General features: G+C 70.9%; 11 protein-coding genes and 1 pseudogene. 11 read left to right on the forward strand and 1 reads right to left on the reverse strand.

The annotated features are described in order from the left end of the window. Positions 1 to 17 precede the first annotated feature (17 nt). From I8J32_RS04835 to I8J32_RS17540, 6 genes are all read left to right on the forward strand, one after another. On the forward strand, positions 18 to 1,445 hold the full coding sequence (locus tag I8J32_RS04835; protein WP_200614755.1) for a short-chain fatty acid transporter: 1,428 nt from the start codon (positions 18 to 20) through the stop codon (positions 1,443 to 1,445). A 185-nt stretch (positions 1,446 to 1,630) separates the two neighbouring features. Further along, positions 1,631 to 2,482, forward strand: coding sequence for a right-handed parallel beta-helix repeat-containing protein (locus I8J32_RS04840; RefSeq protein WP_200614754.1), 852 nt, complete (start codon positions 1,631 to 1,633; stop codon positions 2,480 to 2,482). A 13-nt stretch (positions 2,483 to 2,495) separates the two neighbouring features. After that, a complete protein-coding gene (locus tag I8J32_RS04845; protein ID WP_200614753.1) occupies positions 2,496 to 3,368 on the forward strand; it encodes a right-handed parallel beta-helix repeat-containing protein in 873 nt (290 codons plus the stop codon). A 407-nt stretch (positions 3,369 to 3,775) separates the two neighbouring features. Then, positions 3,776 to 4,354 carry a right-handed parallel beta-helix repeat-containing protein gene (locus I8J32_RS04850; RefSeq protein WP_207526795.1) on the forward strand — a complete coding sequence of 193 codons (579 nt, stop codon included), beginning with the start codon at positions 3,776 to 3,778 and terminating at the stop codon, positions 4,352 to 4,354. Between the two features lie 13 nt (positions 4,355 to 4,367). Next, entirely contained in the window at positions 4,368 to 5,567 is a 1,200-nt protein-coding gene (locus tag I8J32_RS04855) for a right-handed parallel beta-helix repeat-containing protein (protein WP_207526796.1), read from the forward strand. A 20-nt stretch (positions 5,568 to 5,587) separates the two neighbouring features. After that, positions 5,588 to 5,944 (forward strand): Rid family hydrolase, encoded by a 357-nt coding sequence (locus I8J32_RS17540; protein WP_245156484.1) that lies wholly within the window; start codon positions 5,588 to 5,590, stop codon positions 5,942 to 5,944. Between the two features lie 137 nt (positions 5,945 to 6,081). Here I8J32_RS17540 and I8J32_RS04860 read toward each other — a convergent pair whose 3' ends face one another. Continuing rightward, complete coding sequence (locus I8J32_RS04860; RefSeq protein ID WP_200614749.1) at positions 6,082 to 6,873, reverse strand: ComF family protein; 792 nt, start codon at positions 6,871 to 6,873, stop codon at positions 6,082 to 6,084. A gap of 140 nt (positions 6,874 to 7,013) precedes the next feature. Between I8J32_RS04860 and bioB the strand changes: the two genes are divergently transcribed. From bioB to I8J32_RS04885, 5 genes and pseudogenes are all read left to right on the forward strand, one after another. Continuing rightward, positions 7,014 to 8,042: a biotin synthase BioB gene (gene bioB / locus I8J32_RS04865; RefSeq protein ID WP_207526876.1), complete on the forward strand. Its 1,029-nt coding sequence runs from the start codon at positions 7,014 to 7,016 to the stop codon at positions 8,040 to 8,042. A gap of 1 nt (position 8,043) precedes the next feature. Beyond that, entirely contained in the window at positions 8,044 to 9,252 is a 1,209-nt protein-coding gene (bioF, locus tag I8J32_RS04870) for an 8-amino-7-oxononanoate synthase (RefSeq protein WP_200614747.1), read from the forward strand. A gap of 6 nt (positions 9,253 to 9,258) precedes the next feature. Then, on the forward strand, positions 9,259 to 10,023 hold the full coding sequence (bioH, locus tag I8J32_RS04875) for a pimeloyl-ACP methyl ester esterase BioH (protein ID WP_200614746.1): 765 nt from the start codon (positions 9,259 to 9,261) through the stop codon (positions 10,021 to 10,023). A 103-nt stretch (positions 10,024 to 10,126) separates the two neighbouring features. After that, a pseudogene (gene bioC / locus I8J32_RS04880) lies at positions 10,127 to 11,054 on the forward strand (malonyl-ACP O-methyltransferase BioC). Between the two features lie 249 nt (positions 11,055 to 11,303). Next, the gene (locus I8J32_RS04885) at positions 11,304 to 12,050 is read left to right on the forward strand and encodes a multidrug resistance efflux transporter family protein (protein WP_245156419.1); all 747 of its coding nucleotides are present in this window, start codon (positions 11,304 to 11,306) and stop codon (positions 12,048 to 12,050) included. Positions 12,051 to 12,061: the final 11 nt, after the last annotated feature.

The raw sequence follows: 12,061 nt of genomic DNA on the forward strand, positions 1-12,061 counted from the left end.
CCCGAAGGAGCACGGTCATGAGTCATGCCGCCGCCGCGCCGCCGGCCGATCGCCTCACCCGCCTGGCGCTGTCGTGCGCGGAGTTCGCACAACGCTGGTTTCCCGACGCCTGGGTATTCGCCGTGCTCGGACTGGTGCTGGTGGCAGTGGCCGCGCTGCTCGCAGGCGCGAGCCCGCAGGCCACCGCGCAGGGCTTCGGCAAGGGCTTCTGGAGCCTGGTGCCGTTCACCATGCAGATGGCGTTCGTGGTCATCGCGGGCTTCGTGGTGGCCACCGCACCGCCGGTCGCACGCGTGATCGAACGCATCGCCGGATGGCCGCGCAGCGGACGGGGCGCGGTGGTGTTCGTGGCGCTGGCCAGCATGCTGACCTCGTTGCTGAGCTGGGGCTTCTCGCTGGTGTTCGCCGGCCTGCTGGTGCGCGCGCTCGGACGCCGGCGCGAGCTGGACATGGATTACCGGGCCGCCGGTGCGGCGGCCTACCTGGGCCTGGGCGCGGTGTGGGCGATGGGTTTGAGCTCGTCCGCGGCGCAGCTGCAGGCCAACCCCGCCAGCATGCCGCCCGGGCTGCTGGAGATCACCGGCGTGCTGCCCTTCACGCAGACGATCTTCCTGTGGCAGTCGTTGCTGCTCACCGCGGCTCTCATCACGGTATCGGCGCTGGTCGCCTGGCACACCGCGCCACGTGGCGCGCAGGCGGTGCGCGCGGCCGACTGCATTGGCGACATCGACCTGCCTGCCGCCTCTGTGCCGCGGCCGACGCGGCCCGGCGAATGGCTGGAATACAGCCCGCTGCTGACCATCGCGGTGTCCCTGCTGGCACTGGGCTGGCTGGTGACCGAGTTCGCGGCCAAGCCGTGGACATCGGCGATCGCCGACCTCAACACCTACAACCTGCTCGGGCTGTCGCTCGGGCTGCTGCTGCACTGGCGGCCGCGCAGCTTCCTCGACGCGGTGACGCGCGCGGTGCCCGGCACGGCGGGCGTGCTGCTGCAGTTTCCCCTGTACGGCGGCATCGCGATGATCCTGACCCAGGTCGCCGGCAGCGACGGCGCCACGCTCTCCCACCGCCTGTCGCAGCTGTTCGTGCAGGTCGCCTCGCAGGAAAGCTTCGCGCTGGTGATGGGCGTCTATTCGGCCGTGCTGGGCTTCTTCGTGCCCTCCGGCGGCGGCAAGTGGATCATCGAAGCGCCCTACGTGATGCAGGCGGCGAACGAATTGCGCGTGCACCTGGGCTGGGCCGTGCAGGTCTACAACGCAGCCGAGGCGCTGCCCAACCTGGTCAATCCGTTCTGGATGCTGCCGCTGCTGGGCGTGATCGGGCTGAAGGCGCGCGACATCGTCGGCTTCACCTTCATCCAGCTGCTCGTGCACATCCCGCTGGTGCTGGGATTGCTGTGGCTGCTGGGGCTGACGCTGGAATACCGGCCGCCCGTCCTGCCCTGAGCCTGCGTGGGGTCCGGCAACGTCGGATCGCCCCGGGGCGGCTGCGGCGCGCTCCGGCCCACCGTAAGGGTCACATCGCCACTGCGCGAGTGCAGCGTGAGCTGGCGGGACCGGCGTGCTAGCGTCCGCGAAGGATCGCCGCTGCCCCCTGGCGCGCGGCACGTCACGCTGCCAAGGAGTTCACGATGCGCCACGCTGCCGGCCTGGCCGCCCTTGCCCTGATCGCCGTCGCCGTCGGCACGCCGGCCCGGGCCGCCGAAAGCTACGACAACTGCACGGGCTTCATCGATTCCCTCCCGGCCAGCATCAGCACCCAGGGCACGTGGTGCCTGCGGCACGCCTTGTTCACCAGCCAGGCCACGGGCGCGGCGATCAGCATCCTCACCGACAACGTCAGCGTCGACTGCAACGACTACCGCCTCAGCGGGCTGGGCGCCGGTGATGCGACCGAAGCCGTGGGCATCAACACGGGCCCCAGCCGGATCAGTGCAGCCGTGCGCAACTGCCGCGTGCAGGGCTTCAAGCACGGCGTGGTGCTGCATGGCAGCTTCCACCTGGTGGAGGACAACCGCTTCGAGGGCAATACGCAGACGGGCATCCTGGTCTCCGGCGCGGGCGCCATCATCCGGCGCAACCTGGTGGCCGATACCGGTGGCCGGCCCGCCGCGGGCGTCGCGCACGGGATCGACGCCGGACAGGCGAGGATCCACGACAACACGGTGACCGGCGTTTCGCCGATGGCCAACGCCGATGGCGACAGATTCCCGGTCGGCATCCAGTTGGGCCAGGGCGTGGCGCAGCGCAACCGCATCAGCGGGCTCGTCACCGCCGGCAGCCTGGGCATTGCCACCGGCATCCGCATGACCGGTTCGGCCGTCGCGCGCGACAACGCCGTGATCCAGGCGTCGGGCACGCACGGGTATGGCATCCGCGGTGGTGGCGCGGCGGTCAGCATCTGCCGCGAGAACGACCTGGTGGGCTTCCTGGACGACCTGGGCACGATCGACTGCCTGGCCTACGCCAACACCGACCTCTGACCGGACGGCCGACATGACCACGACTTCATTCCGCCTGTTGATGCTGGTCGCGCTGGCGTTTGCCGCGACCCCGCTGACGCCCGCGCGCGCGGCGCAGGACCACGACGGCTGCACCGGCTACATCGAGACCTTGCCGGCCAGCATCGGTACGCAGGGCACGTGGTGCCTGCGCAGCCACCTGTACACCAGCCAGGCCAGCGGCGCGGCGATCTCGGTGCTCACCGACAACGTCACCATCGACTGCGGCCACTTCCGCCTGAGCGGCTACGGCGCCGGCGTGGCGACCAATGCGATCGGCATCACCACCGGCGCCAGCCGGCTCAACGCCACCGTCCGCCGCTGCCGAATCCAGGGTTTCAAGTACGGCGTGGTGATGTACGGAGCCAACCATCTGATCGAGGACAACCGCTTCGACGGCAACCGCTTCGTCGGCATCCACGCATCCGGTGATCACCCGGTGATCCGCAACAACGCCGTGATGAACACCGGCGGGCGCCCGGACGAGGAGGTGGCGTTTGCCATCAACGCCAACGCCGTTGGGGCCCGCGTGAGCGGCAACACCGTGCACGGTGTCCTCCCCACGGGCAACGGGTTTGGCGAGCGATATCCCCGCGGCATCTTTGCGGCCGGCCTGATCGAGGACAACCACGTGTCGGGGCTCGAGAAGGGCGGCAATGGCCACGCCTGGGGCATCATCGGTACGGGGCGCTCGGTGATCCGCCGCAACACCATCGTGCAGGCGACGGCGACGGTGGGAATCGGCATCGCGGGCGGTGGCGCCTTCAGCGCTTGCCGCGACAACGACATCGTCAATTTCGAGAATGGCATCGCCACGGAAACCTGTGCGTTGGCCGGCAACAACATGTTCCTGGCCGGCGTGTTCTGAGCAGGCCTTCGCCGGCCTGGCAGGGTTCGTCGCCCACTGTCCGTCGCGGACCGTGGCCGCCACAGTTGGAAACCCGCGTTTGCGCTTGATGTGGCCGGCGGCATCCATCGGCCATCAACCCAGGAGTCCTTGTTCGATGAATCGTCCGCTGCGCCACCTGATGCTCGCCGTCGCCCTGCTCGGAGTCGTTCCTGCCGCGTGGGCCGCAGAAAGCTACGACAACTGCACCGGCTTCATAGACTCGCTACCTGCCACCGTGTCCACCCAGGGCACCCTGGTGCCTGCGTGGCCACCGGTTCACCAGCCAGCTTTCCGGCGCGGCCATCACCATCGGCGCCGACAACATCACCATCGACTGCAACGACTTCCGCCTTTCCGGGCTGGGCGCCGGCGCCGCGACGGAAGCGGTGGGCATCTCCGCCGGCGCCAGCCGCCACAACGCCATCGTGCGCAACTGCCGCGTCCAGGGCTTCAAGCGCGGTGTCGTGCTGTTCGGCGGCGGGCACGTGGTCGAGGACAACCACCTCGACCTCAATACCTACAACGGCATCTACGTGACCGGCGACAGCATCGCGCGCGGCAACGTGGTCACCGACACGGGCGGACGCCCCAACGAGGTCTACGCCGACGGCATCATCGCCATTGGACCAGGCGTGCAGGTGATAGACAACGCGATCCGTGGCGTGTCTCCGGCGGGCAACGTCGGCGGCGACCGCGCCGGCCGCGGCATCTACCTCAACGCCGGCCTGGCGCAGGGCAACCGGATCTTCGGCATTGTCGCCAGTGGGTCCCACGGCGCCGCAGGCATCCAGCTGCTGGGCAAGACCATCGCGCGCGACAACCTGGTGCAGGCGCCGTCCGGCACCGCGGGCGCCGGCATCTCGGGCGCCGGCACCGACCTCAGCCTGTGCCAGGACAACACGGTCCAGGGATTCCTCAGCGGGATCGGCACCTGCCAGTTGGCCGGCGCCAATGGCGTGCAGTGACGAGGGGGCCACGATGCTCCGCCTGACCGCGATCCTCCTGTTGGCCGCGCTTTCCGCGCTGGCCGCGCCCGCCGCGCGCGCGGCGCAGGGCTACGACAACTGCACCGGTTTCATCGATGCATTGCCGGCCACGATCTCCACCCCGGGCACCTGGTGCCTGCGCGGGCACAAGTACACCAGCATCACCGGTGGACACGCGCTCATGATCGATGGCGACAACGTCACCATCGACTGCAACCACTTCCGCCTGAGCGGGCTCGGCGCCGGCGCTACCAGCAATGCCTTCGGCATCACGGTGAACGCCGGACGCAGCGGGGCCGTGATCCGCCGCTGCCGGGTGCAGGGCTTCAACACCGGCATGCTGGTGCTGGGCGAAGGCGGGCGGGTCGAGGACAACGCGATCGACATGAGCCTGGTGACGGGCCTGCAGGTCTCCACCGGCGGCGACAACCTGATCCGCCGCAACATCATCACCGACACCGGCGGGTATATCGGCGCCGCCTTCGCCTACGGCATCTATGCCGACAGCGGCGTGGGCAACCAGTTTGTCGACAACACGATCCGGGGCATCGAAGCGGCCGGCACGGCCGACGGCGTACGCGGTGGGCCTGCAGATGTCGGCGGGCGGGGTGGCTCGCGGCAACCGCATCAGCGGCCTGGTGCGCGCCGGCATCTACGGCGCCAACGGCATCGCCTCCATGGGAGGGGTGGTACGCGACAACGTCGTCATGCAGAGCGCGCTGACGCAGGGCTACGGCATCACCGCCAACCAGACCCTGTGCCAGGACAACACGAGCCAGGGCTTCGAGGGCGGCATCGTCAACTGCACCCTTGGCCGGAACGAACGCGAGCCAGCCGTAGCTTGCGCGCGTCGCGCGGCCGCGGGATCACGCCTGCGGCCGGTCGCGATGCAAGCGTTGTCGGACGGGCCACGCCCGCGCCGCCGCGGATGCGCCGCCACGACGTCTGGACATGGATTTCGCCGAGCGCCCCGGCATCGCTTGGCGGAACGGGTCCCGCGCGTGCGGGTCGCGCCGCGCTCGGCCATCATCCGGTGTCCCCACTCCGGAGCTTCCCATGCGCCTGCACGCCCTCGTTCTGCTCGTTCTCGCGGCCGCCGGGCCGGCGCTTGCGCAGCCGCCCTCGCGTGAACATCTGGCGCCCGCCGGCTGGGAAGGTTCGTACCACGGCATCCACTATTCGCCGGTGGTGAAGCTGGGCGACCGCGTGATCGTGTCGGGCATTCCGGCCATCGAAGGCGATTCGGACGAAGCGAAGATCCGCTGGCTGTTCCAGCAGCTTCAGGCGCACCTGGAAAAAGCGGGCGCGAGCCTGGAGGACGTGGTCGAGCTGCAGAGCTTCCACCTGGCGCGCGACAACGCCGAGTTCCGGGCGCAGATGGACATCGTGCTCAAGGTGCACGCCGAGTTCTTCAAGGACCGGTATCCGGCGTGGACCGCCGTGGGTACGACCGCACTGTTTAGCCAGGGAGCACCGATGGAACTGCGCGCCGAAGCGTTGATCGGTTCCGGGCGCGCAGCCAGGGTGTCGATCCCAACGCCGAAGGCCGCGGTGCGACCGGCGCAGTGACCCCTCGCGCCCGACGATCCGCGTGGATGCGGCGGGCCGAAACGTTATCGCGGCACTTGCCCGCGCGGGCCGCGTAACAGGACCCACGCGCCACGGGCGACGGCCGAGCTTCCCGGCCCGGGCAGGAACGGGGAAGGCTACGGCGTCCGCGCGCAGATCCATGCGTCGACCCGGGGCACGCCCGCGCGGCGCAGGGCCTGGGCAGCGGCCTGCAGGGTTGCGCCCGTCGTCATCACATCATCGACCAGCACCACATGCGCGGGCAGCCGGCCAGCCGCGGGCACGCCGAACGCGCCGCGGAGGTTGCCTCGCCGCTGCACCGCGGGCAGTTCCGACTGCGGCCCGGTCGCGCGCACGCGGGTCAGCAGGGCCTCCTCCAACGGCAGGCCCAAGGCCCGCGACAGCGGCCGGGCCAGTTCCAGGGCCTGGTCGTAGCCCCGCCGGCGCAGGCGGGCGCGATGCAGGGGCACCGGCACGAGCACCGGCATCGCACCAGCCACAACCCCCGTTACCGGCGCGAGGGGGGCAAAGGCGTCTGCCATCAACTGGGCCAGCAGGGCACCGGCCGCCAGGTCCCGGTGGAACTTGAAGCGCAACAGCAGCCGGTCCACCGGCGACGCGTACAGGCAGGCCGCGTGCACTGCGTCCAGCGGCGGCCGCCGCCGCCGCGGGGACCGGCGGCGCAGGCAGGACCCGCACAGGCCGGCCTGCGCCAGGGGCAGGGCGCAACCCGAGCAGGCGCTGCGATTCCAGGGCAGCTGGGCCGCGCACGGGCCGCACAGGTCCAGGCCGTCCAACCCCGGCTCGCCGCAGACCAGGCAGTGGCGGGGCCAGAGGAGTCGGGCCGCGTCCTGCCGGAGCCAGTACTTCAGGCGGCTGCGCAGCTCGTCAACCGGCGCGTCGCGGGTTTGGTTGACAGCGATGGTCATGCTTTCCAGACTGCCGGGCCTGCAAGCCCGCGTCTGTCGGAATACGACCATGAGTCCTGTCAGCCCCATTCCCGTCCCCGCGTCGGCGGTTTCCACCCCCTGTGGCTGTCGCAGCGGACACCGACGTCCACGGCGCCGGCGTGCGCCACGACTGGTCGCGGGCCGAGGTCCGCGCGCTGTTCGACCTGTCCTTCCCCGAGCTGCTGCACCGGGCGGCCAGCGTGCACCGCGCCAACTTCGACCCGGCGCAGGTCCAGGTCAGCACCCTGCTGTCGATCAAGACCGGCGGCTGCCCGGAGGACTGCGGCTATTGCCCGCAGGCCGCGCGCTACCACACCGGCGTGGACGCCACCAAGCTCATGAGCACCGAAGCGGTGCTGGACAAGGCCCGCCAGGCCAAGGCCGCCGGCGCCTCGCGCTTCTGCATGGGCGCGGCGTGGCGCTCGCCGAAGGACCGCGACATCCCGAAGGTCGCCGCGATGATCCAGGAAGTGAAGTCGCTGGGCCTGGAGACCTGCGCCACCCTGGGCATGCTCTCGGCCGACCAGGCCCGCGCGCTCAAGGCGGCCGGACTGGATTACTACAACCACAACCTGGACACCGCGCCGGAGTTCTACGGCGAGGTCATCCACACGCGTGAGTACCAGGACCGCCTGGACACGCTGTCGCATGTCCGCGAGGTCGGCATGAAGACCTGCTGCGGTGGCATCGTCGGCATGGGCGAGGCCCGCGACCAGCGCGCCGGCCTGCTGCAGGCCCTCGCCAACCTGCCGGCGCACCCGGATTCGGTGCCGATCAACCGCCTGGTCCAGGTCGAGGGCACCCCGCTGGCCGGCACCGCCACGCTGGATCCGTTCGAGTTCGTGCGCACGATCGCGGTGGCCCGCATCCTCATGCCGTGTTCGATGGTGCGGCTGTCGGCCGGCCGCGAAACGATGAGCGACGAACTGCAGGCGCTGTGCTTCCTGGCTGGCGCCAATTCCATCTTCTACGGCGAGAAACTGCTGACCACCGGCAACCCCGACACCGAGCGCGATATGGCACTGTTCGGTCGTCTGGGCCTGACGCCCATGCCGGTCGTTCAACAGGGGGATACGGTGCACGCCGACATTCTGGAAACGCCCGTGCCGGCCGACGCCGGCCCCAACCCGTCCTGCGCGGTGGCCTGACATGGCCCGCGCGTCGTGGCGTGAACGCATCCAGGCCGCGCACGAAGAGCGCGCCGCCGGATCGCGGCTGCGCACCCGACGCAGCGTGACCCATCGCGATGGCGCGCGGGTCGAGGTCGCCGGCCGCACGCTGCTCAACTTCTGCAGCAACGACTACCTCGGCCTGTCGCAGCACTTCCAGGTCGTCAGTGCGCTGCAGGATGCCGCCTCCCGCGAAGGCGCCGGTGGCGTGGCCTCGCACCTGGTCTGCGGGCACCACGCCCTGCACGACGCACTCGAGAAGGAGATCGCCGACTGGATCGGCGCGCCCCGCGCCCTGCTGTTCGGCAGCGGATTCCTGGCCAACCTGGCGGTCGTGCAGGCGCTGCTGGGCGACGACGACGTCTGCGTCCAGGACCGGCTCAACCACGCCAGCCTGATCGACGCCGCGCGCCTGGCCGGCTGCAGGCTGCGGCGCTATCCGCACCTGGATTCCAGTGGCGCGCTGCGCCAGCTGCGCGACAGCCCGGACGGGCTGGCGATGCTGGCCACCGACGGCGTCTTCAGCATGGACGGCGACATCGCGCCGCTGAGGGAGCTGGCCCTGGTGGCGCGGGTCAACAAGGCGCTGCTCTACGTGGACGACGCGCACGGCGTGGGCGTGCTGGGCCCGGACGGCCGGGGCAGCGTCGCCGAGGCGCAGCTGTCGGTGGAACAGGTGCCGCTGCAGCTGGTCACGCTGGGCAAGGCGCTGGGGGGCTACGGCGCGGCCGTCGTGGGTGACGCCGACCTGATCGACCACCTGGCGCAGACCGCGCGACCCTACATCTACACCACCGCCATCCCGCCGGCGCAGGCGGCCGCCACCCTGGCGGCGGTCAAGCTGGCGCGTACCGAACAGTGGCGGCGCGGCAAGCTGTACGACCTGATCGCGCATTTCCGCGAACGCGCCGCGCAGGTGGGCCTGGTCCTGCTGCCGTCGGAGACGCCGATCCAGCCGGTGATGTGCGGCGACGACAAGCGCGCGCTGTCGATCTCCGCCACGGTGGAGCAGCGCGGTTTCTGGGTGGCCGCCATCCGGCCGCCGACCGTCCCCGACGGCCGCGCACGCTTGCGTGTCACGCTCTCCGCGCTGCACACGCCCGCGGAGATCGACGGCCTGGTCGAAGCGATCGGCCGGGGACGCGACAAGGCCGAGGCCGAAGCGCGCGTCGCCGAATTCCTGCGGTAGCCGGCGATGCATATCCAGTCGCGCGGCGATGGTCCCGCGCTCGCACTCATTCACGGCTGGGCCATGCACGGTGGGCTGTTCGCGCCGCTGGTCGAGCGGCTGGCCGATCGCTATACGCTGCACCTGGTCGACCTGCCCGGCCACGGGCATGCCCGTGAGGACAGCACGCCACTGGTGCCCGAAGCGCTGGCGGCGCAACTGGTCGAACGTGTCCCCGACGCCGTGTGGCTGGGCTGGTCGCTGGGCGGGCAGTTCGCGCTGCGGGCTGCGCTCGACCACCCGCATGCCGTGCGCGGCCTGGTGATGATCGCGTCCTCGCCGCGGTTCGTCGTGGGCGAGGACTGGAGCCACGGCGTCGGTGCGCAGCTGTTCCGCGATTTCGGCGAGGCGCTGGCGAAGGACTTCCGCGGCACGCTCGAGGGATTCCTCGCGCTGGAGGCGCTGGGTTCGGCGCACGCGCAGGACGAACTGCGCAGCCTGCGCGCGCAGGCCTTCGCCCGCGGCGAGCCGGCGCAGCGTGCGCTGCTTGAAGGGCTGGCGCTGCTGGATCAACTGGATACCCGCGACGAGCTGCCGATGCTGCGCGTGCCCAGCCTGTGGTTGTCCGGGCGGCGCGACCGCCTGGTGCCCGCCGGCGCGATGCCCGCCGCCGCGGCGCTGGCGCCGGACGCGCGCAGCGTGGTCATTCCGCAGGCCGGTCACGCGCCCTTCCTGGGCGATCCCGACGCGGTCGCGGCGCAGATCGACAGCTTCATGAGGCAGGTGACCTGATGTCGCGCCTGTCGTCCAACCAGTACGTGCGGTGCGTGATGTCCGACATCGCGCGGCGGTATGGACGACTTCACGGGCGCCACTACCCATCTGCAGATTTCCGATGACCGAACTGTTCGACCACCGCCAGGTCCGGCGTGCGTTCTCGCGCGCGGCGACCCATTACGACGACGCGGCCGCATTGCAGCGCGAAGTGTCGGCACGCCTGCTTGAATCGCTGGATTATTTCGACGAACGGGCGCAGCGCGAAGCCGGCAATGGCACGCCGCGCACCCCGCAGGTGGTGCTCGACGTGGGCTGCGGTCCCGGTCACGCCGCGATCGACATGCAGAAGCGCTGGCCACGCGCGCAGGTCATCGCGCTCGACCTGGCCTTGCCCATGTTGCGGCAGGCGCGCCACAACGCCGGAGGCTGGCGCCCGTTCCGTGCACGTCCGGCCGCGTTGTGCGCCGACGCGCGCGCCTTGCCGCTCGCCGATGCCACCGTGGACGTGCTGTTCTCCAACTTGTGCCTGCAGTGGGTGCAGGACCTGCCGGCGGTGTTCGCCGGTTTCCGCCGCGTGCTCAAGCCCGGTGGCCTGATGCTGCTGTCGACCTTCGGTCCGCACACGCTGTGGGAACTGCGCGAGGCCTTCGCCGGAGCCGACAACGCACCGCACGTGAGCCCGTTCGCCACCATCGCGCAGTTCGGCGACGCGCTCATTGCCGCGGGGTTCAAGGATCCGGTGCTGGATCGCGATGAACTGGTGCTGCGACACGAGGACCTCGGCGGCCTGATGCGCGAGCTGCGCACGCTGGGCGCGACCAACGCGCTGTCCACGCGCCGCCGCAGCCTGACCGGCCGCGCCCGCTTCGCGCGCGCGGCGCAGGCTTACGAGCCCATGCGCGCGCAGGGCCGGCTGCCGGCGACCTGGGAAGTGATCACCGCCCCAGGCCTGGGGCCCGCCTCCGGGCACGCCGATCCGCGTGGGCGGCGTCGACGAAGTCGCGGTGCCCATTTCCGCCATTCCCGTGCGCCGGCGCGGGGCGTGAGCACGCCCGCACGCCGCGTCGCCCTGGCCGCGGTGGCCATCGCGCTGGCGTCGGCGTTCTTCTTCACCTGCACCTACGTCCTCAACCGGGCCGCGGCCAACGCGCACGGGCACTGGGCGTGGACGGCCGCGCTGCGCTACCTGTTCACGCTGCCACTGATGCTGCTGGTCATGCCGTGGCTGGGCGGGGTCGCGCCGGTGCTGCGCGCAATCCGCGCCCATCCGCGGCCCTTGGCTGCTCTGGAGCGGCGTGGGGTTTGTCCTGTTCTACGTGCTGCTCGCCTACGCGGCGGCCAGCGGGCCGTCGTGGCTGGTGGCGGGGACGTTCCAGCTGACCGTGGTGGCCGGCATGCTGTGCTCGCCCTTTCTCTATCGCGACCGTCGCGCGCGCATCCCGCTGCCGGCGCTGGCCGCGGGCCTGGTGGTGGTGGGCGGCGTGGTGCTGATGCAGCTGGGCAATGCCGGCGGACAACTGGACCGGGCAGCGTGGATCGCCCTGGTGGCGGTCGCAGTGAGTGCCTTCGCCTATCCGCTGGGCAACCGCGGCCTGCTGCTGCACCTGGAGCACGCGGGCATCGAGCTCAACGCCACCCAGCGCGTGTTCGGCATGACCCTGGCCAGCCAGCCCCTGTGGTGGGCGCTGGCCGCCGTGACCTGGTTCCGCGTCGGACCGCCGCCGGTCGCACAGGCGTGGTTGGCCGCGGGCGTGGCGCTGGGGGCGGGCGTCATCGCCACCGTTCTGTTCTTCCAGGCCACCGGCATGGTGCGCCGTGATCCCACGGCGCTGGCGGCGGCCGAGGCCATGCAGGCGGCGGAGATCCTGTTCGCCACCCTGATCGGCGTGCTCTGGCTGGGCGAAGCCTGGCCGCACGGGTTGACGTTGTGGGGTGCGCTCACGGTCATCGTCGGCATCGTCGTCTTCAGCATCGTCGCTGCGCGCAACGCCGCCGGCGATCCACACGCCACCGATGAACTGAGCGGCGACCGCGGGGCCTGACCCGCGGCGAC

Origin of the sequence: Lysobacter solisilvae (assembly GCF_016613535.2) — a bacterium.
GTDB classification, from domain to species: Bacteria; Pseudomonadota; Gammaproteobacteria; order Xanthomonadales; family Xanthomonadaceae; genus Agrilutibacter; species Agrilutibacter solisilvae.